The following is a 21,936-nucleotide window of genomic DNA, read 5'->3' as shown; positions in this document are numbered from 1 at the left end:
ATCCCAGAGGGACGTTGTTCCCGCAGGTCAGAGCGTTCCAGGCGTCCCACCGTCCCGCATGCTCCCCCATCGCTGGCGGCCGGGACGATCAGGACCGCAAGCTGTGGTCATCCAAGCAGCCGCTCCCGTCGAACGGTCGAGCGGCTCGCCCCAACTCTCGCATCCCCAGGGGGACCTTCCATGTCCGCACGCCGCATCACCCGTACCCGTCTGTTCGCCGCCACCACGGTCGCGCTGGCCGCGCTCTCCCTCACGGCCTGCGAGGGCGACGAACTCACGGGCTCCCCGGCGCCCGACTCCGCCGCCTCCGCGACGGCCGACGCGAACAACGCCCGGCCGGCGGGCAGCGCGAAGGGCGACACCGGTAAGACCGGCTCCACCGGCTCCACCGGCTCCACCGGTTCGAACGGCTCGAACGGTTCCGCCGGGAAGGACAACGCGTCGGGCTCCGGCTCCGGCTCCAACTCTGGTTCCGACGCCGCGGCCGGGACCGACGCCGGCTCCGACGGCTCCGACGCGGACGTCCCCGGCGAGTGCTCCGCGTCCGACGTGCAGATCACCGCGGCGAACGCCCCCCGCCCGATCAACCACCTGCTGCTGACCGCCACCAACACCGGTGCGAAGACGTGCGCGCTGCCGCAGTACCCGGCGGCCCGGTTCGGCGAGGCCCAGTCGGTGCCGCCGGTCGCGGAGTCCAGCAAGCCGCAGTCGCTGACGACGCTGGCCCCGGGCGAGTCGGGCTACGCGGGCGTACGGCTGTCCTCCGGCGACGGCAGCGGCGAGAACGGCTACGAGACCAACACCCTCACGATCCCCTTCGAGGACGGCTCCGTCGCCACGGTCAAGCTGCCCGCCGGCGGCGTGTACGTCGACACCGCGCTGACGGTCACCTACTGGCAGACCGACGCGTCGAACGCGCTCGAGTACTGAAGGGGCCCGCGCACCCGCACCCCGTGTGTGCGGGGCCGCCACCGGTCGCTCAGCGCAGTGTGCGAGCGACCTCGGTCGCCCAGTACGTCAGGATGTTGCGCGCGCCCGCCCGCTTGATCCCGGTGAGGGACTCCAGGATGGCCCGGTCGCGGTCGATCCAGCCCTTCTCGGCGGCGGCCTCGATCATCGAGTACTCACCGGAGATCTGGTAGGCGGCGACGGGCACGTCCGAGACCTCGGCGACCTTGGCGACGATGTCGAGGTAGGGCCCGGCCGGCTTGACCATCACCATGTCGGCGCCCTCCTCCAGGTCCAGCGCCAGCTCCCGCAGCGAGTCCCGCGCGTTGGCGGCGTCCTGCTGGTAGGTCTTGCGGTCGCCCTTGAGTGAGGAGCCGACGGCCTCCCGGAAGGGTCCGTAGAAGGCGGAGGCGTACTTGGCGGTGTACGCGAGGATCGCGACGTCCTCCCGCCCGATCTGGTCGAGCGCGTCCCGGACGACCCCGATCTGACCGTCCATCATCCCACTGGGCCCGACGACATGGGCGCCCGCGTCGGCCTGGACCTGCGCCATCTCGGCGTACCGCTCCAGGGTGGCGTCGTTGTCGACGCGCCCCTGGTCGTCGAGGACCCCGCAGTGCCCGTGATCGGTGAACTCGTCGAGGCAGAGGTCGGACATGACGAGCAGCTCGTCCCCCACCTCGGCCCGTACGTCACGCAGCGCGACCTGCAGAATCCCGTCCGGGTCGGTGCCCGCCGTACCGGCGGCGTCCTTCTTCCCCTCCTCCGGCACCCCGAAGAGCATGATCCCGGAGACCCCGGCCTCGACCGCCTCGGCGGCCGCCTTCTTCAGGGAGTCCCGCGTGTGCTGCACGACACCGGGCATCGCCGCGATCGGCACCGGCTCGCTCGCGCCCTCCAGGACGAAGGCCGGGAGGATGAAGTCGGCGGGGTGCAGCCGGGTCTCGGCGACCATCCGACGCATCACGGGGGTGGTCCGCAGCCGCCGGGGCCGGGTGCCGGGAAAAGAACCGTACGTCGTCATACCACCTACGCTACGCCCGCCCCACCCGTGCCTTTGCCGACGACGAGTCGGCGCGGAACGGCCTCGGACCGGCCCCGGGCAACCCTTGACCTCAACCAGACTTCAGCTTCTACGGTCGACGCCATGGACTACTCACACGGCGACGCCGAACTGATCCGCCAGCCCATCGGCTACTGGAGCTGGGCGGCGTACAAGGCCGTCGTCACCCGGACCCGGGCGGCCCTGGCCGAGCTGGGCACGACCCAGCCCCAGTGGTGGGTCCTCGCCCAGGTCGGCCGTGCCGACACCCCGAAGACCCGCGCCGAGGTCTCCGGCCTCCTGCGGAACTACCTCGACGCGGGCCCGGAGGCGATGGAGTCGGAGATCGACGCGACGATCGCGGCGGGCTGGATCACCGAGACCGCCTCCGACGGCCTGCTCTCCCTGACTCCGGAGGGCAGGACGTTCTTCGAGAAGGCAGCCGCCCTCCAGGACGACCTGTGGACGGAACGCCACGCCGGAATCTCCGACGAGGAGTACCTGACCACCATGAAGGTGCTCCAGCGCTTCATCCACAACACGGGCGGCCGGGCCTGGCACCACTGACGTGTCCGATTCCTTCAAGGCAACGGCGACGGCGGCCGCTAGCGTCACCGGCATGAACAGCACCGGCAAGGAATCGCGCCACCTCGGCGTCCACATCGAGCGCAGCGCGACCGACGTCTACGCCTACGCCTCGGACCCGGCCAACCTGCCCGCGTGGGCCCACGGTCTCGGCGGTTCCGTCGAGCGGATCGGGGGTGAATGGATCGCGGACTCCTCCCTCCTGGGCCGGGTCACGGTGACCTTCACCCCGCGCAACGACCTGGGGGTACTCGACCACCACGTCACGCTGCCCTCCGGGGAGACCGTCCACAACCCGGTCCGCGTGATCGCCGACGGCACCGGGAGCGAGGTGGTGTTCACCCTCCGCCGGCAGCCGGGGACGACCGACGCCGACTTCGAGCGCGACGCGGACATGGTCACCGCCGACCTGGCGAGGCTCAAGGAGCTGCTGGAGTCCGACTAGGGCGTGGCAGCCGCCGGGGCCTGCCCGGCGATCCGCACGACGTGCTTGCCCCGAACACCCCCGGCCTCCAGGGCCCGTTGGGCGTCGGCGACCCGGTCGAGCGGGTGAACGGTGTCGACGACCGGGACGAGATCGCCCCGCTCGGCGAGCCGGGCGGCCTCGGCGAGCAGCGCGCTGTCGGGATTGCCGCTGAAGAAGCGGATGCGCCCCTTGCCGTGCACGGCGGAACCGAGCACCGTGGCGATCCCCGCGAGCGGCCGGGTGAAGTCGACGGTGACGGCGACCATCCGCCCGCCCGGCGCCAGCAGCCGGCGCACCCGGGCCTGCTGGGTGCCGACGGTGTCGAGGACGACGTCGAAGCGGCCGAGGGTGGACAGGGGTGTCTTCCGGTGGTCCAGCGCGTCCTCGGCCCCCAGCCCCCGCACGAAGTCGAGGTTCCGCCCGCCCGCGAGGGCGACGACATGGGCGCCCAGCAGCCTGCCGACCTGCACGGCGACGCTGCCCACGCCTCCGCTGCCGCCCCGCACGAGGAGCCGCTCGCCGGGCTGGAGGGCGGCCTTGTCCCGCAGCGCGGTCAGCGCCGTGGTCGCGCCCGCGAGCAGCGAGACCGCTTCCTCCGGCGTGAGGTTCCCGGGCGCCGCCGCGATGTGCCGCGGGCTGACGGCGACGTACTCGGCCATGCTGCCGGTACGCCGCCCCAGCAGCCCCCACACCCGCTCCCCCGCCCGCACCCCTCGCACCGAGGCCCCGACCTCGGCCACCTCCCCCGCGAAGTCGATGCCGCACCCCTTGGGGAAGGCCCGCCCGGTCACCAGGCGCACCTTTCCGGTCCGGTCGTGGAGGTCGCCGCCGTTGACCGCGGCGGCCCGCACCCGCACCAGCACCTCGTCGGGGCCGATGGCCGGCACCGGCCGCCGCCCGACGTAGAGCACCTCGGGGGGCCCGTAGCGGTCGAAGAGAACCGCCTTCATCTCACCCATGTCTCGTGATCCGTTTCGCGTCCGGGAAGCGCGGAGGCGAGGCCCGCGTCCGCTGCTAGGCTCACGCTAGAGCCATAAGTGGACGAGACCCTCCACTTACCCGGAAGTGAGAAACATGCCTGACCAGCCCTCTCACAAGCCGTCCGCTCCGGCGGCCGGAGAAGCCCCGGCGGAGCTGCGCGCCGACGCCCGCCGCAACCGCGAACGCGTCCTGGAGGCGGCGCGCGAGGTGTTCTCCGCCCAGGGCGTGGACGCCCCGATGAGCGCGGTCGCCCGCCGGGCCGGTGTCGGCGTGGCCACCCTCTACCGCCGCTTCCCCACCCGCTCGGCGCTCGTCACCGCCGCCTTCGAGGATCAGCTGGCCGTGTGCGCGAGCGTGTTCGAGGAGGCCATGGCGGACCCCGACCCGGGCCACGGCCTGTACACCCTCCTCGAAAAGATATGCACCACGGTGGTCACCGACCGCGGCTTCGAGACGGTCTTCATCGCCGGCTTCCCGGAGGCCCTGGACTACGACCGGGAACGCGCCGCCGCCGAGGAACGCCTGTCCCTCCTGGTCCAGCGCGCCCGCGACGCCGGCCAACTCCGCGAGGACTTCGACCCGGCCGACATCCCCCTGCTCCTCCTCGCGGTGAGCGGCCTGGCCGCCCAGCCCCCCGAAACGGCCCTCCCCGCCGCCCGCCGCCTCCTCACCTACCTCTTCCAGTCCTTCCAGGCCCACCCACCGTCCCGCCCGGGCCCCCTGCCCCCGGCCCCGGCGCTGGACCTCCTACCGCCGCGGGACTACCCCGGTCGTTGGACAGGAAGTCAGCCGCTCGTTTGACGTGCTCACGTGGCCCCGTTGGCAGGATCGGTACGTACCTCATCGACCACGACCAAGGGGGAAAACATGAGTCGACTCCGTACCCACGCCGCCGCGATCGGCGCCACCGTGGCCGCCACGGCAGCGCTCCTCGCCGGTGGCACGGCGCAGGCCGCACCCGCGCAGACCGGCCAGTCCGAGGCGTCCGCCTCGGGCTACGTTCCCGGCGCGGACGCGGTGGCCGGGCAGTGCAAGGCGTGGCTGAACAGGCGCTCCGACGGCGACGTACAGGCCGTCGGCCAGTCCTGGAACAACAACGAGTGCCTGTTCGTGCTCCAGCGCAAGCGCGTCGGCTCGGGCGGATACGGCTGGACGGCCGTGTCCCACTCGTACTGGATCCTGAACTCCAAGAAGTCGACCGGCTACCACTGGAACGGCAACAACGCCGGCTCCCGCGTCTGCCTGTGGAACTACACGACCGGCGCCGAGGACTGCGGCGCGACGGTCTGGTAGGAACACCGGTTCAGCCCGCCTCGGGCGGCGCGGAGACCGGGTGGAACGACCGCGGGGCGTCCCCGAACCGGGAACGCCCCGCAGCACCCTCAGGTCGACGACCGCCGCCTGCGCGACCCCGGCCGCCGTTCGCTCGGCCGGGTCACCGGGTCCCCCGCCTCCAGCGCCGCCGCCCGGCGCCGCAGTCCGAAGTCGGCCAGGGCCTCCGCCAGCTTGAGGACGGACGGCTCGGGGGCCATGACGTCGACCCGCAGCCCGTGCTCCTCGGCCGTCTTGGCCGTCGCCGGGCCGATGCACGCGATCACCGTGACGTTGTGCGGCTTGCCCGCGATGCCCACCAGGTTGCGGACCGTGGAGGACGAGGTGAAGAGCACCGCGTCGAAGCCGCCGCCCTTGATGGCCTCCCGGGTGGTGGCCGGGGGCGGCGAGGCGCGCACCGTGCGGTAGGCCGTGACGTCGTCGACCTCCCAGCCCAGCTCGATCAGACCGGCGACCAGGGTCTCCGTGGCGATGTCCGCCCGCGGCAGGAAGACGCGGTCGATCGGGTCGAAGACCGGGTCGTAGGGCGGCCAGTCCTCCAGGAGACCGGCGGCCGACTGCTCGCCGCTCGGCACCAGGTCCGGCTTCACCCCGAAGGCGATCAGCGCGTTCGCCGTCTGCTCGCCCACCGCCGCGACCTTGATACCGGCGAAGGCGCGGGCGTCGAGGCCGTACTCCTCGAACTTCTCGCGGACCGCCTTCACCGCGTTGACCGACGTGAACGCGATCCACTCGTAGCGGCCCGTCACCAGGCCCTTGACCGCCCGCTCCATCTGCTGCGGGGTGCGCGGCGGTTCCACCGCGATGGTCGGGACCTCGCTGGGGACGGCCCCGTAGGACCGCAGCTGGTCGGAGAGCGACGCCGCCTGCTCCTTCGTGCGCGGCACGAGGACCTTCCAGCCGAACAGCGGCTTGGACTCGAACCACGACAGCTGGTCGCGCCGGGCGGGGGCGGAGCGCTCGCCGACCACGGCTATCACCGGGCGGCCGCCGTCCGGGGACGGCAGCACCTTCGCCTGCTTCAGCGTCTGGGCGACCGTGCCGAGCGTCGCCGTCCAGGTGCGCTGCCGCGTCGTCGTACCGGCGATCGTCACCGTCAGCGGGGTGTCCGGCTTGCGGCCCGCCGACACCAGCTCGCCGGCCGCCGCGGCCACCGAGTCCAGCGTCGTCGACACGACCACCGTGCCGTCGGAGGCGCCCACCTCGGTCCAGCAGCGGTCCGACGCCGTACGGGCGTCCACGAACCGCACGTCGGCGCCCTCCGCGTCCCGCAGCGGCACACCGGCGTACGCGGGCACACCGACGGCGTTCGCGATACCGGGGACCACCTCGAAGGGCACCCCGGCGGCGGCGCACGCCAGCATCTCCTCGGCGGCGTACGCGTCGAGCCCGGGGTCCCCGGTCACCGCACGCACGACCCGCCTGCCGCCCCGCGCGGCCTCCATGACAAGATGTGCGGCATCCCGCACAGCGGGGGTGCCGACGGCCGTTGACGCCCCGTCAACAACCGTCAGCTGGGGCGTTCCTGTGCCCGGATCCGACGCATCGGCGTCCGTGTGCACTTCCGACACGCCCTGCCGCGCATGCGTGCGTACGACGTCGAGCACCTCGTGCTCGGCGACGAGGACGTCCGCGTGCGCCAGCGCCTCGACGGCGCGCAGAGTCAGCAGTCCCGGATCTCCGGGTCCGGCACCGAGGAAGGTGACGTGCCCGTGTTCCGGACCGGCGGGAAGGGTGGTGGGGCTCACTGTGCTCGCTCCCCCATCAGACCGGCCGCGCCCTGGGCGAGCATCTCGGTGGCGAGTTCGCGACCGAGTGCCAGCGCCGCCTCGTGCGTCTCGGGCACGGGACCGGTGGTGGACAGCTGCACCAGCGTCGAGCCGTCGGTCGTGCCGACGACGCCGCGCAGGCGCATTTCCTTGACAATCTGCCCGTCGGCCAGAAGGTCGGCCAGCGCGCCCACGGGTGCGCTGCAGCCGGCCTCCAGGGCGGCGAGCAGTGACCGCTCGGCCGTGACGGCGGCCCGCGTGAACGGGTCGTCGAGCTCGGCGAGCGCGGCGATCAGCGAGGCGTTGTCCGCCGCGCACTCGATCGCCAGTGCCCCCTGGCCGGGGGCGGGCAGAACCGTGTCGACCGACAGGAAGTCGGTCACCTCGTCGATGCGTCCCACCCGGTTGAGCCCGGCGGCGGCCAGCACGACCGCGTCCAGCTCACCGCCGCGGACGTATCCGATGCGGGTGTCGACGTTGCCCCGGATCGGGACCGTCTCGATCTCCATGCCGTGGGTGCGGGCGTACGCGTTCAGCTGCGCCATGCGGCGCGGCGCCCCGGTACCGATGCGCGCCCCGCGCGGGAGGTCGGTCAGCTTGCGCGCGTCCCGGGCGACGACCACGTCCCGCGGGTCCTCGCGCTCCGGGATCGCGGCCACGACCAGCCCCTCGTGCTGCGCGGTGGGGAGGTCCTTGAGCGAGTGAACCGCGAAGTCCACCTCTCCCCGCAGCAGCGCGTCGCGCAGCGCGGCGACGAACACGCCCGTGCCGCCGATCTGCGCCAGGTGCTCGCGCGACGTGTCGCCGTACGTGGTGATCTCGACCAGCTCAACGGGCCGACCGGTCACCTGGCTCACGGCGTCCGCCACCTGCCCGGACTGGGCCAAGGCGAGCTTGCTCCGCCTCGTCCCCAGCCTCAGTGCCTTCTCAGTCATGCCGGCCCTCGGTTCTTCTCAGTGGTGCTGTTCCCGGCGCGGGAGACGGAGGCCACCGTCTCCTGGTCGAGGTCGAACAGGGTGCGCAGCGCGTCCGCGTACCCGGCACCGCCGGGTTCGGCGGCGAGCTGCTTGACCCGCACCGTCGGTGCGTGCAGCAGCTTGTCGACCACACGCTTGACGGTCTGGGTGATCTCGGCGCGGTGCTTGTCGTCGAGCCCCGGCAGCCGCCCTTCCAGGCGGGCGATCTCCCCGGCGACGACCTCGGCGGCCATGCTGCGCAGCGCGACCACGGTGGGCGTGATGTGCGCGGCGCGCTGGGCGGCGCCGAAGGCGGCGACCTCGTCGGCGACGATCCGGCGGACCATGTCCACGTCGGCGGCCATCGGCGCGTCGGCGGAGGCGTCCGCGAGCGACTCGATGTCCACCAGGCGCACCCCGGTCAGCCGGTGCACGGCGGCGTCGACGTCGCGCGGCATCGCCAGGTCGAGCAGGAAGAGTACGGGCTCGGGGCGCGGCACCCCGGCGACCGGCTCCGGGCGGCGGCGCTCGGGGATGCGGCCGACGCGCGTCGCGGTCGCGGCGAGCGCGCCGATCAGCTCGGCCTCCGCCTCCGGACCGGTGCGGCCCGTCTCACGCGGCCGGTCCACCGCCGTACCGCCCGCGGCCCACGCCCCGTGCTGCTCCAGCGTCGCGGCGTCCAGGCCGGCCACGGCGGCCTCGCCCATGACGGAGAAGCCGGACGGGACGGAGGACACGGAGGAGAGGTCCAGGGGGCAGTTCTCGTCGCCGCCGGCCGCGGTACCGGTGCCCGGCAGTGGCGTTTCCGCAGCCTGCCGCTCCTGGCGTACGCCGGGGGAACCGGCGTCGGCCGCCGCGCCGGGCTCGACGGCGGGCGCGCCGGTGCGGCCCGCCACCGTCGCCGCCACGGAGTCGGCCGTGAGGACGAGACCCGTCGCGCCGGTGCAGGAGACGGCCACGTCGGCACGTGTCAGCTCGCCCGGCACCGAGTCCATCGGTACCGCGCGGGCCAGCACGTCCGTGTCGTCGCCCTCGGAGAGGATCCGCGCGAGCCGCTCGGCGCGCTCGAAGGTGCGGTTGGCGACCACGATCTCGGCGACCCCGGACCGCGCCAGCGTGGCGGCGGCCAGCGAGGACATCGAACCGGCGCCGATGACCAGGGCCTTCTTGCCCCGGGCCCACTGCTGGACGTCGGCTCCGGCGGACAGCTGCTCCAGGCCGAAGGTGACCAGGGACTGCCCGGCGCGGTCGATGCCGGTCTCGGAGTGGGCGCGCTTGCCGACCCGCAGGGCCTGCTGGAACAGGTCGTTCAGGAGCCGTCCGGCGGTGTGCAGGTCCTGGGCGCGGGCCAGCGAGTCCTTTATCTGGCCGAGGATCTGCCCCTCGCCGACCACCATCGAGTCGAGTCCGCAGGCCACCGAGAACAGGTGGTGGACGGCCCGGTCCTCGTAGTGCACGTAGAGGTGGGGAGTGAGCTCCTCCAGGCCGACCCCGCTGTGCTGGGCGAGCAGCGTGGACAGCTCGGCGACACCGGCGTGGAACTTGTCCACGTCGGCGTACAGCTCGATGCGGTTGCAGGTGGCCAGCAGCGCGGCCTCGGCGGCCGGTTCGGCGGCGACCGTGTCCTGGAGCAGCTTGAGCTGCGCGTCCGCGTTCAGCGAGGCCCGCTCCAGCACGCTGACCGGCGCGCTGCGGTGGCTCAGCCCGACGACGAGGAGGCTCATGCCGGCATCACGGCGGGTACGTCCCCGTCGGGTCCCTGGTCGGTGGAGGGCTGCTGCTTGCGGGCGGCGACGCGCGGCACCGCGCCGTCGGCGGCGGCCTCCTCGCCGGCCTTGCGCTGCTCGTGGAAGGCGAGGATCTGCAACTCGATGGAGAGGTCGACCTTGCGCACGTCGACGCCCTCGGGAACGCTCAGCACGGTCGGCGCGAAGTTCAGGATGGAGGTGACACCGGCGGCCACGAGGCGGTCGCAGACCTGCTGGGCGGCACCGGCGGGGGTCGCGATCACACCGATGGAGACACCGTCGTCCTGGATGATCTTCTCCAGCTCGTCGGTGTGCTGCACCGGGATGCCGGCCACGGGCTTTCCGGCCATCCCCGGATCGGCGTCGATGAGCGCGGCGACCCGGAAACCCCGGGAGGCGAAGCCGCCGTAGTTGGCGAGCGCGGCGCCGAGGTTACCGATGCCTACGATCACAACCGGCCAGTCCTGGGTCAGGCCGAGTTCACGGGAGATCTGGTAGACGAGATACTCGACGTCGTAGCCGACGCCCCGCGTTCCGTAGGAGCCGAGGTAGGAGAAGTCCTTGCGCAGCTTCGCGGAGTTGACCCCCGCGGCGGCCGCCAGTTCCTCGGACGAGACCGTGGGCACCGAGCGCTCGGAGAGCGCGGTCAGTGCGCGGAGGTACAGCGGAAGCCTGGCGACGGTGGCCTCGGGAATCCCTCGGCTGCGGGTCGCCGGTCGGTGTGCTCGGCTGGTTGCCACGGTGCTCCTGCGGGTAGAGCGGGGCTGTAGGCGGTCATACGTCCCTACATGACCGCCCCGTCGAATGCAGGCTATGTCTTTGTGAACGCGTGCACAAAGATGGTGTCCGATTTGCCCGGCCAACGTGACCGGGGTCACGCACCCCCGGCGCACGGGACGGGAACCGGCGCGTACACGCCCTCGTTCCTCACTCATCGGGGGCAAAGCCGCACACACTCCTCACGATCAACGCCCCCGAGACCTGGTCGCCATCGATCCTAAGCGACCATACGGACTACTTGTACTGATCGGTCAGTGCCTTGCGCAGCCGTTCCTCGTTCACACGCCAGAAGGTGTGCTGCCGGCCGTCGATCAGCACGACCGGAATCTGTTCCCAGTACTGGTCGTGGAGCCCGCGGTCCTCGGTGATGTCCTTCCCCTCCCAGGGGACACCGAGTTCGGCACAGACCTTCTCGACGACGAGCTGTGCGTCATCGCACAGATGGCAGCCGGGTTTGCGGACGAGGGTGACGAGATGGTTCTCGGAGTGCTCAGGGGGCTGCGCGGGCTTCCGGCGGAAGAGGGGGCTCATGCCGGCCATTCTCGCGCGCGCGGGCGACCCCCGGGCCTGCGGCCCTTTAACGGCACGGTCGCCCGGAGTTCACAGCCCGCGAACCTCTCGATTCCGAAGCGTCCGAACAAACTGGCTATGCTCACGGGCATGGCCGCTCTTCGATGGCTCACTCCCCGTAGGCGCTCCGCCACGGCGCGGAGCGTGTTGGCAGGCGAGGCCTCGGCGGAGGCGGCGCGCAAGTCCGCGGAGGCCGCCGAGACCGCAGACAGAACACCGGAAGCCGCTGCCGGCACCGCGGAGCCGGAGTTCCCGGTGCACGGCGACGACCGGGCGGCCGCCTTCTTCGACCTCGACAACACCGTGATGCAGGGCGCCGCGATCTTCCACTTCGGCCGGGGCCTGTACAAGCGGAAGTTCTTCGAGACCCGCGACCTCGCCCGCTTCGCCTGGCAGCAGGCGTGGTTCCGGCTGGCCGGGTTCGAGGACCCGGAGCACATGCAGGACGCCCGCGACTCCGCCCTGTCGATCGTCAAGGGCCACCGCGTCTCCGAGCTGAAGTCGATCGGCGAGGAGATCTACGACGAGTACATGGCCGAGCGGATCTGGCCCGGCACCCGCGCCCTCGCCCAGGCCCACCTGGACGCCGGGCAGAAGGTCTGGCTGGTCACCGCGGCCCCGGTGGAGATCGCCCAGGTGATCGCCCGCCGCCTGGGCCTGACCGGCGCGCTCGGCACGGTGGCCGAGTCGATCGGCGGCGTCTACACGGGCAAGCTGGTCGGCGAACCGCTGCACGGCCCCGCGAAGGCGGAGGCGGTGCGCGCCCTGGCGACGGCGGAGGCCCTGGACCTGTCCCGCTGCGCCGCGTACAGCGACTCCCACAACGACATCCCGATGCTGTCCCTGGTCGGACACCCGTACGCGATCAACCCGGACTCCAAGCTGCGCAAGCACGCCCGCGAGCTGGAGTGGCGCCTGCGCGACTACCGCACCGGCCGCAAGGCGGCCAAGGTCGGCATCCCGGCGGCCGCGGGCGTCGGCGCGGTGGCGGGCGGCACCGCGGCGGCCATCGCGCTGCACCGCCGCCGCCGCTGATCCGGCCGTCGGCCCAATCGGGATGACGTACCCCCGGGACGGGCTCTCCAGTCCCCTGTACTCACATCGAGCACAACACGCTCTGTAGTCACCCGGAATCCGAACCGTTCCGGTCACCAAGCGATCATTCTGGCGCAGCTGATCGAGCGCCAATCGGGCACAGAAGCGACGTAATCGATGATTTGAGCAACTGGGCGTAGCAGTGCCTGCACGAAGCGTTATTCTCCTCAGACGCATTCCGGTACCCCACCTTCGCTACGACGGGTGAATGGTTCCGTACTGCACGTGATGGAAGCTCTGCCTCTGGGAGTCCCGTGTACCCACACGTCGGGGTTGACGCCTCGGGCCTGGCTACGCTGCGCGCAACGGTCAAATCAGCCCATGACCTGTTGCGCGGCTTCGTCCCCACCGCGTATGCCGTCCCCGCCCTCGCCGCGGCCACCGCGCCCGCCGGTCCGTGCTACGCACTGGCCGAAGGAAGCGCCGCCGTCGGCAGACGGGCGCGGTCGTCCTCGTCCGGGGCCGCCGCCACCACCCACCGCCGCCCCGCCGCGGACAGCGACAGCGCCCGCATGATGGAGCTGGTCGAGCGGGCCCAGGCCGGCGAGGCCGACGCCTTCGGCCGGCTCTACGACCAGTACAGCGACACCGTGTACCGCTACATCTACTACCGCGTGGGCGGCAAGGCCACCGCCGAGGACCTCACCAGTGAGACCTTTCTGCGGGCCCTCAGGCGCATCGGCACCTTCACCTGGCAGGGGCGCGACTTCGGCGCCTGGCTCGTGACCATCGCCCGCAACCTGGTCGCCGACCACTTCAAGTCCAGCCGCTTCCGCCTCGAGGTCACCACCGGCGAGATGCTCGACGCCAACGAGGTCGAGCGCTCCCCCGAGGACTCCGTCCTCGAGTCCCTCTCCAACGCCGCCCTGCTGGAGGCCGTACGACGGCTCAACCCGCAACAGCAGGAGTGCGTGACCCTGCGCTTCCTCCAGGGCCTCTCGGTCGCCGAGACCGCCCGTGTCATGGGCAAGAACGAGGGCGCCATCAAGACGCTCCAGTACCGGGCCGTGCGGACCCTCGCCCGGCTGCTCCCGGACGACGCCCGCTGAGAGACGCCCACCCGAGGGCGCTCACCCTTCGCATTCCCCAAGTCACCATCGGTGAGGGTCAGTTGAGTCCGCGGTCCGAGCACCCACCGTCCGTAACCCAAGTGCCGCGCCGCTCGTTGTGCGGGATGCAGGCTCCCTGTGGTCACTCCCTGGCCGACTCCGATCACCCGATCGGATGGTTCCGGCCTGGGCGTGCAACCCTCAGGACCCCCTGGGGAGTCGACCGTGATGACGAGAGGAGGTGCCGCCAGTGATCGCGAACGTATCGGCACACCGGCGGGCGAACGCCTTCGCCCAGGCCCTGGAGGAGCAGTCGGATCCCGGGGCGGCGGCCGAGCAGTCCGGAGGGCCGGCGACCGCCGGGGCCAGCGAGGAACCGACCGAGCAGGGTCAGCTGGTGACCCTCGCCCATGGTCTGGAGACGCTGCCCCGGCCCGAGCTGGACCCCGAGGTCAAGGTCGTCCAGCGGGCCCAGCTCGTGGCCGCCTTCGAGGCCATGCTGCAAGAGGGCACCGCGAGCGGCGGGGCGGCGGACACGTCGGTACCGGAACAGCGCCGGGCGCGCGGCACCCATCGGGCCGCTCCGCTGAGCAGGTTCCGGCCCCGTTCGCGGCTGGCCAAGGGCCTCACCGCGGGCGGACTGAGCGTGAGCGTGGCCGCCGGGGCCTTCGGCGGAGTCGCCGCCGCCAGTTCGGACGCCCTGCCCGGCGACTCGCTCTACGGCCTCAAGCGCGGCATAGAGGACTTCCGCCTCGGCCTCGCCGACGGCAACGACGAGCGGGGCCGGGCCTACCTGGACCTCGCCTCGACCCGGCTCAGCGAGGCACGCCGGCTGATGGAGCGCGGTCGCAGCGGCCCCCTCGACCACGAGTCCCTCGGCGAGGTCCGCCGCGCCCTGTCCGGCATGCAGCACGACGCCTCCGAGGGCCACCGCCTGCTCAGCGCGGCCTACGCCCTCGACCCGGACTCGCTGGCGCCCATGCAGGCCCTCTCCGCCTTCTCCCAGTCCCACCGGGAGACCTGGGGAGCACTGCGCGAGCGGCTGCCCGTGCAGCTCGGGGACGTCAGTGAGCAGGTGTCGTCGGTGTTCGACGCCATAGACGACGACGTGGCCCCGCTGGAGTCCATGCTGCCCAAGCCGCCCACCGAGGACGACGACAGCGGGGACGGCGGCCGCCCCGGCGGTTCCGGCTCGACGACCACCGACACCCCCGGCTCCGGTCACTCCTCGCCGCCCCGCACGGGGGACGACGGCACGTCCGAGCGCGGGCGTTCCCAGTCCGGCCGGCCCAGCGAGTCCGCCGAGTCCGGCGACGACAGTGACGGCCTGCTCGGCGGCGGCACCGGCGGCCTGCTCGACCCGCCGAAGGACGACCGCGGCTCCACCTCCCCGCCCACGGGCGGCAACACCCCGCCCACGGAGCCGGACGTCACCCTCCCGCCCCTCCTCCCGGGCCTCCTGCCCGGCCTGGGCATCGAGGCGGAGGACGCGGACTGAGCGGTGGGGCGCCCCCGGCACCGGGGGCGCCCCAGCGTCGTACCGCTCGTCAGAAGAACACCGACCTCCGCTGCACCAGCAGCTTGTAGAGGGTGTGCTGGATTTGTTCCCTCACCTGGTCGGTCAGGTTGAACATCAGCACCGGGTCCTCGGCGGCCTCCGGCGCGTAGCCGTCCGTCGGGATCGGCTCGCCGAACTGGATCGTCCACTTCGTGGGCAGCGGCACCGCGCCCAGCGGCCCGAGCCACGGGAAGGTCGGCGTGAGCGGGAAGTACGGGAAGCCCAGCAGCCGCGCCAGGGTCTTGGAGTTGCCGATCATCGGGTAGATCTCCTCCGCCCCCACGATCGAGCACGGCACGATCGGCACACCCTGCCGCAGGGCCGTGGACACGAAGCCTCCCCGCCCGAACCGCTGGAGCTTGTAGCGCTCGCCGAACGGCTTGCCGATGCCCTTGAAGCCCTCCGGCATCACCCCGACCAGTTCGCCCTGCGCCAGCAGCCGTTCGGCGTCCTCCGCGCAGGCCAGGGTGTGGCCCAGCTTGCGCGCCAGCTCGTTGACCACCGGCAGCACGAACACCAGGTCCGCCGCCAGCAGCCGCAGGTGCCGGTCGGCCGGATGGTGGTCGTGCACGGCGACCTGCATCATCAGCCCGTCCAGCGGCAGCGTCCCGGAGTGGTTGGCGACGATCAGCGCGCCGCCCTCGGCCGGGATGTTCTCCACGCCCTTCACCTCGACCCGGAAGTACTTCTCGTACACCGGCCGCAGCAGGGACATCAGCACCTGGTCGGTCAGCTCGGCGTCGTAGCCGAAGTCGTCGACCTCGTAGTCCCCGGTGAGCCGGCGGCGCAGGAAGGACAGGCCGGCCGCGACACGCCGCTCCAGGCCGCCGTCCGCACCGCCGCCCTCCGCCGCCGGCGGGGCCGCGGGCGACTCGTCCGGCTCGGGGGCGGGGTCCTCGGCGGCGGCCCCCCGTACGGGCAGCGGCTGCACCTCACCCACCGGCCCCTCGCCGCTCACCGGCGCCGACTCCGCCGCACTGCCCCTGCGCCGGCTCCCCGCGCCGCGGCTCCCCCGCGACCGGTCGTCGTCGAACGGAATGACCTTGGCGTCCGCCATCGTTGATGCGCTCCTCAGTTGGCGCTCTGCGTCGGGAGGTGACCGCTGCCCCGCCGGGACAGCTCCGCGATCCGGTCGACGGCCCCCGCGAGGGCCTCGGGCGGCAGCAGCCCGGCACCGCGGCCGCGGGCGAAGTCCGCGAACGCCCCGGCCGTCGAGTACTTCGGCCTGAAGCCCAGCGTCTCGCGCATCTGCGTGGTGTCCACCACCCGACCGTGGGTGAGCAGCCGGATCTGCTCGGGGGAGAAGTCCGTCATCCCCAGCGTACGCACGAGCGAACCCGCCCAGGTGACCGCGGGCAGCAGCAACGGCACCGTGGGACGGCCGAGACGCCGCGAGCACTGGGAGAGCAGCAGCACACCGTCACCGGCGATGTTGAACGTCCCGCTGTTCAGCGTGCCCCGCCGGGCCTCGTGCGAGCAGACCCGCAGCACCTCGATCACGTCGTCCTCGTGGACGAACTGCAACCGCGGGTCGTAGCCGAACACCGTCGGCAGCACCGGCAGCGCGAAGTACGAGGCGAGCGGCGTGTCCGCGGCCGGGCCGAGGATGTTGGCGAACCGCAGCACGGTCACCGACACGTCCGGCCGCCGGCGCGCGAAGCCCCGCACGTACCCCTCGACCTCGACCGCGTCCTTGGCGAAGCCGCCGCTGGGCAGGGACTTGGGCGTGGTGGTCTCGGTGCAGACGGCCGGATCGCGCGGGGCGGACCCGTAGACGTTCGTACTGGACTTCACCACCAGCCGCCGCACCGTCGGCGACTTCTGGCAGGCGCCGAGCAGCTGCATCGTCCCGATGACGTTGGTCTCCTTCACCGACGTGCGGCTGCCGCTGCCCAGCGGCGTCCCCGTCACGTCCAGGTGCACCACCGTGTCCGCCCGCGTCTCGGCGAGCACCCGGCCGATGGCCGACTGCCGGATGTCCGCCTGGACGAACTCCGCGCCGCCCAGATGATGCTCGGGCGCGACGGCGTCCACGCCGATCACCCGCTCCACCTCGGGATCACGCTGGACGCGCCGGACGAACCGGCCGCCCAGCTGGCGGGCCACTCCGGTGACGAGCACGACCTTGCCCAAGATCAGCGCCTTCCTTCCGCCTGCTCCAGCCCTGCCCCAGCCCTGCTCCGGCCAACTTAGCCGGTAGGTGTTGCCCGGTGATGACCGACGGACACGGCAGATGACGAAAACACGACTGCGGCCCCCCACCGGATGCGGTGGAGGGCCACAGGACACGCTGACGGCGCAGCGTCGCTTACTTCTTGTTGCGACGCTGAACGCGCGTGCGCTTCAGCAGCTTGCGGTGCTTCTTCTTCGCCATCCGCTTGCGCCGCTTCTTGATAACAGAGCCCACGACAGTCCTCGCTCACTTCTCATCACTCGGTTGGTGAGCGCCATGGGCCCACACGACCTACGAGGGGTCAGCCTACCGGTCCGAGCGCTGAGGGTGTAATCGAGGGCCGTCAGGCCGTTTCCACCCCCACGTAGCTCTCGCGGAGGTACTCGTGAACCGCTTGCTCCGGGACGCGGAACGACCGTCCCACCCGGATCGCGGGCAGATGACCGCTGTGCACCAACCGGTACACGGTCATCTTGGACACGCGCATCACCGAGGCGACTTCCGCCACGGTAAGGAACTGAACCTCGTTCAGAGGCCTTTCGCCAGCTTCAGCCATGACACACCTGAACCTTCCGCACTCGACGGCCACCGGCTTCCCCTTCCGGTGACTCTTCGTCGCTGCGTGCTCACTCCCCAATGTAGGGGCGGGTGATGCGAATGGGGAAGAGGTGCACCCATCGCTTCCCTACCGTGACAGACACGCCCGATTGAGTACGTAGCGGGTAAGCGGTCGGTAGTACTCGGACCGCACGGCGTCATCAAGTGGAACGGCGACGGACACGGACCCCTCGGCCTGACCGACGAAGAGCGCGGGATCGTCCGTATCGGCCGGCCCGATGGCCTCGAACCCCAGCTGACCTGCTCCGCAGGCCCATCCGTGGTCCCCGATCACCAGCTCGGGCAGCGGCCCGCCGGCCTCCGCCGCGGCTGCCAGCGCGGCCCGGACCGGCAGCGGCGAGTGCGTGTGTGCGCCGGGCTCACCACCGGCGCGCCCGGCGCCGGGCTCCCGCACCAACGCGACTCCGCGGACGTAGTCGAGGTTGTACGTGCGTAGACCGAACCGGGTCGTTATGTCGACACAGAGACCCTGCGCCGGGGTGAGGACAGCACATCCCGCCGCCGACAGCGCCTCGGCCAAGGCGACGTAGAAACCGAGCAGTCGATGCGGATGCCCGGTGCCGAGCAGCACCGGGGCACGACGCCCGGCGACCGCCGCGAGCCGGTCGGCGAAGGCGTCCAGCGCCGCGAGGGTCCGGTCCGGGTCGATCACGTCCTGACCCGAGGTGTCGCGCGGATCGGCCGAAACCCCGCACGTCTCCGCCATCAGTCCCAGCAGCTCCCGCGGCTCCCAGGCCCGCTCCGGATCGATCCCGAGCAGCACCCGGGGGTCCCGCGCGGCGAACAACCGGTAACTCCGCAGACTCACCTCCCGAGAGGTCGCCACCACCCCGGCCAGCCGCACATCAAGAAGATGAGCCCGAAGAGCTCCACGGGTCAGCACACCCCCGATGCTGCCGTGTCGCTCGGCGAGCGGAGCGGGAAACGGAAGAATCTACCCACGGTCGGCGTAGCGCCGTAGCTGCGGGCAATCGTGCCGCTGGGGCGGCACGGGTGGGCGCAGCGGCACCCGGCCAGCGCCGGCCCGCGACCCCACCGCTACGCCAACAACCCCCGCAGCGGAAACACCGCCCGCCGAGCCGCCCGCACCGCCTGGTCCAACCGGTCCGCGGGGTCGTACCCCTCTTCCCACGAGGCGTACGACACCGGCCACCGCCCATCGGTCATCCGCTGCGGCCCCAGCTGCCGCGTCCGCGCGAACACCTCCTGCCGCCACCCCTCCGGAATCACCGTCTCCGGCTCCACCGGCCGCCCCGCCGCGATCCCCACCAGATGCGTCCAGGACCGCGGCACCACCTCCACCACGGCGTATCCACCCCCGCCGAGCGCCACCCACCGCCCCCCGGCGTACTCGTGCGCGAGGTCGTGACAGGCCACCTGCACCGCCCGCTGCGCGTCCAGCGACACCGCCAGATGCGCCAGCGGGTCCTCGAAGTGCGTATCGGCACCGTGCTGCGTCACCAGCACCTGCGGCCGGAACTCCGCCAGGACCTCCGGCACCACCGCGTGGAACGCCCGCAGCCACCCCGCGTCCCCGGTCCCCGCCGGCAGCGCGACGTTCACGGCCGACCCCTCGGCACAGTCCGCCCCCGTCTCCTCCGGCCACCCGGTCTGCGGGAACAGCGTCGCCGGATGCTCGTGCAGTGACACCGTCAGCACCCGCGGGTCCTCCCAGAACGCCGCCTGCACTCCGTCCCCGTGATGCACGTCGACGTCCACGTAAGCGACCCGCTCGGCCCCCAGCTCAAGGAGTCGCGCGATGGCCAGCGCCGCGTCGTTGTACACGCAGAACCCGGACGCCGCGCCCGGCATCGCATGGTGCAGCCCGCCCGCGAAGTTCACCGCGTGCGACGCTTCCCCGCGCCACACCGCCTCCGCCGCCCCCACCGACTGCCCGGCGATCAGCGCGGACACCTCGTGCATCCCCGCGAAGGCCGGATCGTCGATCGTCCCGAGCCCGTACGACCCGTCCGCCGCACCCGGGTCGGCCGACGCCGCCTTCACCGCGTCGATGTAGTCCTCGCGGTGGACCAGCCGCAGCGTCGACTCCCCGGCCGGCCGTGCCGCGACGACCTCCACCTCCCGGTCGAGCCCGAGGGCACCGACCAGACTCCGGGTCAGGGCGAGCCGGACCGGGTCCATCGGATGCTCCGGTCCAAAGTCATAGCCCGTTACTGCCTCGTCCCACATCAGCTGTGCGCGGCCGCTCATGACCGCCACCGTATCGGTCCGGCCGAACCTCGAACGACCGGGCGTACACGACCGTCACCAGCACCAACACCATCGGCACGAGCATCGCCCCGCGATAACTCCAGGCGTCCCCCAGCGCCCCCACCAGCGGCGAACCGACCAGGAACCCGACGTAGTTGAACACGTTGAGCCGCGCGACCGCGGCGTCGGACGCCCCCGGACGACCGTCCTTCTCCGCCGCCAGCCGCCCCGCCGCGGCGAACGTCTGCGGCACCAGCACACACAGTCCAAGACCCAGCAGCGTGAACCCGAGCATCCCCGCCCAGGCCCCCGGCGCCGACGCCACCACGGCGAACCCGCCCGCCGCGACGACCGCCCCGCCCCGCACCACCGCCACGGCGCCGAGCCGCCGCACCCCGAAGTCCCCGACGGCCCGCCCCACCAGCGTGGTCACCATGTAGACGTTGTACGGCACGGTGGCCAGCTGCTCCGAACTCCCCAGCACGTCCTGGAGGTACTTCGCGCTCCAGTTGGAGACGGTCGAGTCCCCGATGTACGCGAACGTCATCACCAGGCACAGCGGCAGCAGCACCTTCAAGCCGACGCCCCCGCCGACTCCGCCGCCCCCGCCCGTACTCCCGCTCTCCGCGCCGGCCCGCTCCCCGTCGACGTACCACCGGCTCCCCACCAGCGCGGCCGGCAACAGCAGCACCACGACCGGCAGATACGACACCCACAGCGCCAGGTCCCAGTGCGCGCCCGCCCACGCCAGCGAGGCTCCCAGAATCCCGCCCAGGCTGTACGCCGCGTGGAACCCGAGCATGATGCTGCGCCCGTACGCCCGTTGCAGGCTCACCCCGAGCATGTTCATCGAGGCGTCCAGCGCGCCCACGGCCAGCCCGAAGACGGCCAGGGCGACGGCCAGCACCGCCACCCGGTCCCCCGCCCCGACGCCGAGCAGCGCCAGCAGCACCACCGGCTGGGACCAGCGCAGCAGCCGGCTCGGCCGCACCCGCCGCACCAGCCGCTCGCTCACCACACTCCCGACCCCGGCCAGGATCGGCACGGCGGCGAGGAAGACGGGCAGCAGCGCGTCGGAGACGCCGTACCGGTCCTGGATGGCCGGGATACGCGTCACCAGCAGCGCGAAGGCGACCCCCTGGGCGAGGAAGCCGAACGCGAGCGAGGCCCTGCCGCGCCGCAGCACATCAGTCATGGCGGCGAGCGTAGGGCCCCGGCTTACCCGTGGGTAGATCCAACCAAAGATGAATTCTTCTCAGCTTCCAGCGACCGACACAGGTCAGGAGTCAGGGGTCAGGCGTCAGCCGCGCAGCAGATCGGCCAGCTCCCCCATGTCCCCGAAGAGCCGAGTGGCCCCGGCGAGCCTGTCGGCGGGCGTCATCGCGGTGAACCCGTACACGTCCATACCGGCCGCGACGGCGGCCCGCACACCGAGCGGACTGTCCTCGACCACGACACACCGCTCCGGCGACACTCCGCTCCGCTCCGCCGCGTGCAGGAACAGATCCGGCGCCGGCTTCCCCCGCCCCACGTCCTGGGAACTGAAGATCCGCTCGTCGTCGAACCACCGGTCCAGTCCGGTCTTCCGATGCCCCACCCGGATCCGCTCATGACTCCCCGACGAGGCCACGCAGTACGCCACCCCGTCCGCGGCCAGCTTCTCCAGCACCCCGACGGCCCCGGGAACGGGCTCCAGCTCCCGCTCGAAGGCGGCGAACACCCGTCCGTGAAACACGTCGTCGAAGTCCACGGGCAGGCGCCGCCCCGTCCGCTCCAGGACGAGGTCGTGCACGCGGTGCATGGCGGCCCCCATGTAGTCCCGCAGCGAGTCCTCATAGGACGTCGGGTGTCCCAGTTCGGTGAGATAGCCGGCGAGCAGCCGATTGGAGATCGGCTCACTGTCGACGAGAACCCCGTCGTTGTCGAAGATCACCAGATCGTAGCGCATACAGAGACCCTAAACGCAGAAAACCCCGCACCGTTTCCGGTGCGGGGTTTCCTCGCAATGATTGTTCGGCGGCGTCCTACTCTCCCACAGGGTCCCCCCTGCAGTAC

The 21,936-nt window shown here is 72.1% G+C and carries 23 protein-coding genes; 8 read left to right on the top strand and 15 right to left on the bottom strand.

Annotation, left to right across the window (positions count from 1 at the left end; all coding sequences use genetic code 11):
* The first annotated feature begins 180 nt into the window (after positions 1 to 180).
* Positions 181 to 930 carry a DUF4232 domain-containing protein gene (locus ACIRGB_RS34705; protein ID WP_403873384.1) on the top strand — a complete coding sequence of 250 codons (750 nt, stop codon included), beginning with the start codon at positions 181 to 183 and terminating at the stop codon, positions 928 to 930.
* Between the two features lie 49 nt (positions 931 to 979).
* On the opposite strand, the gene hemB is transcribed toward ACIRGB_RS34705, so the two are convergent.
* Positions 980 to 1,972 carry a porphobilinogen synthase gene (gene hemB / locus ACIRGB_RS34700; RefSeq protein WP_403873381.1) on the bottom strand — a complete coding sequence of 331 codons (993 nt, stop codon included), beginning with the start codon at positions 1,970 to 1,972 and terminating at the stop codon, positions 980 to 982.
* A gap of 123 nt (positions 1,973 to 2,095) precedes the next feature.
* On the opposite strand from hemB, the gene ACIRGB_RS34695 reads away from it, so the two are divergent.
* Both ACIRGB_RS34695 and ACIRGB_RS34690 read left to right on the top strand, forming a co-directional pair.
* Positions 2,096 to 2,557, top strand: a complete 462-nt coding sequence (locus tag ACIRGB_RS34695; RefSeq protein WP_403873378.1) for a MarR family winged helix-turn-helix transcriptional regulator — start codon at positions 2,096 to 2,098, stop codon at positions 2,555 to 2,557.
* A 52-nt stretch (positions 2,558 to 2,609) separates the two neighbouring features.
* Positions 2,610 to 3,020, top strand: a complete 411-nt coding sequence (locus ACIRGB_RS34690) for an SRPBCC family protein (RefSeq protein WP_403873375.1) — start codon at positions 2,610 to 2,612, stop codon at positions 3,018 to 3,020.
* On the opposite strand, the gene ACIRGB_RS34685 is transcribed toward ACIRGB_RS34690, so the two are convergent.
* A complete protein-coding gene (locus tag ACIRGB_RS34685; RefSeq protein ID WP_403873372.1) occupies positions 3,017 to 4,000 on the bottom strand; it encodes an NAD(P)-dependent alcohol dehydrogenase in 984 nt (327 codons plus the stop codon). The genes ACIRGB_RS34690 and ACIRGB_RS34685 overlap by 4 nt on opposite strands.
* 115 nt (positions 4,001 to 4,115) lie before the next feature.
* On the opposite strand from ACIRGB_RS34685, the gene ACIRGB_RS34680 reads away from it, so the two are divergent.
* Both ACIRGB_RS34680 and ACIRGB_RS34675 read left to right on the top strand, forming a co-directional pair.
* Complete coding sequence (locus ACIRGB_RS34680) at positions 4,116 to 4,823, top strand: TetR/AcrR family transcriptional regulator (RefSeq protein WP_403873370.1); 708 nt, start codon at positions 4,116 to 4,118, stop codon at positions 4,821 to 4,823.
* A gap of 66 nt (positions 4,824 to 4,889) precedes the next feature.
* On the top strand, positions 4,890 to 5,315 hold the full coding sequence (locus tag ACIRGB_RS34675) for a hypothetical protein (RefSeq protein WP_403873367.1): 426 nt from the start codon (positions 4,890 to 4,892) through the stop codon (positions 5,313 to 5,315).
* Positions 5,316 to 5,404: 89 nt separating this feature from the next.
* On the opposite strand, the gene ACIRGB_RS34670 is transcribed toward ACIRGB_RS34675, so the two are convergent.
* The 5 genes from ACIRGB_RS34670 to ACIRGB_RS34650 form a co-directional block, all read right to left on the bottom strand.
* Positions 5,405 to 7,102 carry a uroporphyrinogen-III synthase gene (locus ACIRGB_RS34670; RefSeq protein ID WP_403873365.1) on the bottom strand — a complete coding sequence of 566 codons (1,698 nt, stop codon included), beginning with the start codon at positions 7,100 to 7,102 and terminating at the stop codon, positions 5,405 to 5,407.
* On the bottom strand, positions 7,099 to 8,058 hold the full coding sequence (gene hemC, locus ACIRGB_RS34665; RefSeq protein ID WP_403873362.1) for a hydroxymethylbilane synthase: 960 nt from the start codon (positions 8,056 to 8,058) through the stop codon (positions 7,099 to 7,101). The genes ACIRGB_RS34670 and hemC overlap by 4 nt, the downstream gene beginning before the upstream one ends.
* On the bottom strand, positions 8,055 to 9,803 hold the full coding sequence (locus tag ACIRGB_RS34660) for a glutamyl-tRNA reductase (RefSeq protein ID WP_403873359.1): 1,749 nt from the start codon (positions 9,801 to 9,803) through the stop codon (positions 8,055 to 8,057). The genes hemC and ACIRGB_RS34660 overlap by 4 nt, the downstream gene beginning before the upstream one ends.
* Positions 9,800 to 10,567, bottom strand: a complete 768-nt coding sequence (locus tag ACIRGB_RS34655) for a redox-sensing transcriptional repressor Rex (protein ID WP_403873356.1) — start codon at positions 10,565 to 10,567, stop codon at positions 9,800 to 9,802. The genes ACIRGB_RS34660 and ACIRGB_RS34655 overlap by 4 nt, the downstream gene beginning before the upstream one ends.
* A gap of 274 nt (positions 10,568 to 10,841) precedes the next feature.
* Positions 10,842 to 11,147, bottom strand: coding sequence for a glutaredoxin family protein (locus ACIRGB_RS34650; protein WP_403873353.1), 306 nt, complete (start codon positions 11,145 to 11,147; stop codon positions 10,842 to 10,844).
* A gap of 120 nt (positions 11,148 to 11,267) precedes the next feature.
* Here ACIRGB_RS34650 and ACIRGB_RS34645 point away from each other — a divergent pair, with 120 nt between their 5' ends.
* The 3 genes from ACIRGB_RS34645 to ACIRGB_RS34635 all read left to right on the top strand — a co-directional run bounded on the left by ACIRGB_RS34645 (position 11,268) and on the right by ACIRGB_RS34635 (position 14,819).
* Positions 11,268 to 12,212 (top strand): HAD family hydrolase, encoded by a 945-nt coding sequence (locus ACIRGB_RS34645; RefSeq protein ID WP_403873350.1) that lies wholly within the window; start codon positions 11,268 to 11,270, stop codon positions 12,210 to 12,212.
* A 314-nt stretch (positions 12,213 to 12,526) separates the two neighbouring features.
* A complete protein-coding gene (locus tag ACIRGB_RS34640) occupies positions 12,527 to 13,321 on the top strand; it encodes an ECF subfamily RNA polymerase sigma factor, BldN family (RefSeq protein ID WP_198601573.1) in 795 nt (264 codons plus the stop codon).
* A gap of 250 nt (positions 13,322 to 13,571) precedes the next feature.
* Positions 13,572 to 14,819: a DUF5667 domain-containing protein gene (locus ACIRGB_RS34635; RefSeq protein ID WP_403873347.1), complete on the top strand. Its 1,248-nt coding sequence runs from the start codon at positions 13,572 to 13,574 to the stop codon at positions 14,817 to 14,819.
* Positions 14,820 to 14,868: 49 nt separating this feature from the next.
* On the opposite strand, the gene ACIRGB_RS34630 is transcribed toward ACIRGB_RS34635, so the two are convergent.
* The 8 genes from ACIRGB_RS34630 to ACIRGB_RS34595 form a co-directional block, all read right to left on the bottom strand.
* Positions 14,869 to 15,936 carry a lysophospholipid acyltransferase family protein gene (locus ACIRGB_RS34630; RefSeq protein ID WP_403873344.1) on the bottom strand — a complete coding sequence of 356 codons (1,068 nt, stop codon included), beginning with the start codon at positions 15,934 to 15,936 and terminating at the stop codon, positions 14,869 to 14,871.
* Between the two features lie 14 nt (positions 15,937 to 15,950).
* A complete protein-coding gene (locus ACIRGB_RS34625; RefSeq protein WP_403873341.1) occupies positions 15,951 to 17,012 on the bottom strand; it encodes an NAD-dependent epimerase/dehydratase family protein in 1,062 nt (353 codons plus the stop codon).
* A gap of 175 nt (positions 17,013 to 17,187) precedes the next feature.
* The gene (locus ACIRGB_RS34620; RefSeq protein WP_003948845.1) at positions 17,188 to 17,286 is read right to left on the bottom strand and encodes a 30S ribosomal protein bS22; all 99 of its coding nucleotides are present in this window, start codon (positions 17,284 to 17,286) and stop codon (positions 17,188 to 17,190) included.
* A 109-nt stretch (positions 17,287 to 17,395) separates the two neighbouring features.
* Positions 17,396 to 17,608 (bottom strand): helix-turn-helix domain-containing protein, encoded by a 213-nt coding sequence (locus tag ACIRGB_RS34615; protein WP_361373057.1) that lies wholly within the window; start codon positions 17,606 to 17,608, stop codon positions 17,396 to 17,398.
* Positions 17,609 to 17,737: 129 nt separating this feature from the next.
* Positions 17,738 to 18,553, bottom strand: a complete 816-nt coding sequence (locus tag ACIRGB_RS34610) for a phosphatase (RefSeq protein ID WP_403873337.1) — start codon at positions 18,551 to 18,553, stop codon at positions 17,738 to 17,740.
* A gap of 155 nt (positions 18,554 to 18,708) precedes the next feature.
* Entirely contained in the window at positions 18,709 to 19,881 is a 1,173-nt protein-coding gene (locus ACIRGB_RS34605; protein WP_403873334.1) for an acetoin utilization protein AcuC, read from the bottom strand.
* Positions 19,832 to 21,076 (bottom strand): MFS transporter, encoded by a 1,245-nt coding sequence (locus ACIRGB_RS34600; RefSeq protein WP_403873331.1) that lies wholly within the window; start codon positions 21,074 to 21,076, stop codon positions 19,832 to 19,834. Before ACIRGB_RS34600 ends, ACIRGB_RS34605 begins: the two co-directional genes overlap by 50 nt.
* A gap of 105 nt (positions 21,077 to 21,181) precedes the next feature.
* Positions 21,182 to 21,829, bottom strand: a complete 648-nt coding sequence (locus ACIRGB_RS34595; RefSeq protein ID WP_403873328.1) for an HAD family hydrolase — start codon at positions 21,827 to 21,829, stop codon at positions 21,182 to 21,184.
* Positions 21,830 to 21,936: the final 107 nt, after the last annotated feature.

The organism is Streptomyces sp. NPDC102490 (genome assembly GCF_044765285.1).
Classification (GTDB): Bacteria; Actinomycetota; Actinomycetes; order Streptomycetales; family Streptomycetaceae; genus Streptomyces.
Note: the sequence above shows the minus strand (reverse complement) of the source record. Positions and strands in the feature narration are given on the sequence as shown.

Bases quoted from the DNA above. Each gene is read 5' to 3' on its own strand.
- ACIRGB_RS34660 (WP_403873359.1), bottom strand. From the start codon at position 9,803: ATGAGCCTCCTCGTCGTCGGGCTGAGCCACCGCAGCGCGCCGGTCAGC.
- ACIRGB_RS34645 (WP_403873350.1), top strand. From the start codon at position 11,268: ATGGCCGCTCTTCGATGGCTCACTCCCCGTAGGCGCTCCGCCACGGCG.
- ACIRGB_RS34690 (WP_403873375.1), top strand. From the start codon at position 2,610: ATGAACAGCACCGGCAAGGAATCGCGCCACCTCGGCGTCCACATCGAG.
- ACIRGB_RS34705 (WP_403873384.1), top strand. From the start codon at position 181: ATGTCCGCACGCCGCATCACCCGTACCCGTCTGTTCGCCGCCACCACG.
- ACIRGB_RS34630 (WP_403873344.1), bottom strand. From the start codon at position 15,936: ATGGCGGACGCCAAGGTCATTCCGTTCGACGACGACCGGTCGCGGGGG.
- ACIRGB_RS34685 (WP_403873372.1), bottom strand. From the start codon at position 4,000: ATGGGTGAGATGAAGGCGGTTCTCTTCGACCGCTACGGGCCCCCCGAG.
- hemB (WP_403873381.1), bottom strand. From the start codon at position 1,972: ATGACGACGTACGGTTCTTTTCCCGGCACCCGGCCCCGGCGGCTGCGG.
- ACIRGB_RS34680 (WP_403873370.1), top strand. From the start codon at position 4,116: ATGCCTGACCAGCCCTCTCACAAGCCGTCCGCTCCGGCGGCCGGAGAA.
- ACIRGB_RS34605 (WP_403873334.1), bottom strand. From the start codon at position 19,881: ATGAGCGGCCGCGCACAGCTGATGTGGGACGAGGCAGTAACGGGCTAT.
- ACIRGB_RS34650 (WP_403873353.1), bottom strand. From the start codon at position 11,147: ATGGCCGGCATGAGCCCCCTCTTCCGCCGGAAGCCCGCGCAGCCCCCT.
- ACIRGB_RS34695 (WP_403873378.1), top strand. From the start codon at position 2,096: ATGGACTACTCACACGGCGACGCCGAACTGATCCGCCAGCCCATCGGC.
- ACIRGB_RS34595 (WP_403873328.1), bottom strand. From the start codon at position 21,829: ATGCGCTACGATCTGGTGATCTTCGACAACGACGGGGTTCTCGTCGAC.
- ACIRGB_RS34615 (WP_361373057.1), bottom strand. From the start codon at position 17,608: ATGGCTGAAGCTGGCGAAAGGCCTCTGAACGAGGTTCAGTTCCTTACC.
- ACIRGB_RS34600 (WP_403873331.1), bottom strand. From the start codon at position 21,076: ATGACTGATGTGCTGCGGCGCGGCAGGGCCTCGCTCGCGTTCGGCTTC.
- ACIRGB_RS34675 (WP_403873367.1), top strand. From the start codon at position 4,890: ATGAGTCGACTCCGTACCCACGCCGCCGCGATCGGCGCCACCGTGGCC.
- hemC (WP_403873362.1), bottom strand. From the start codon at position 8,058: ATGACTGAGAAGGCACTGAGGCTGGGGACGAGGCGGAGCAAGCTCGCC.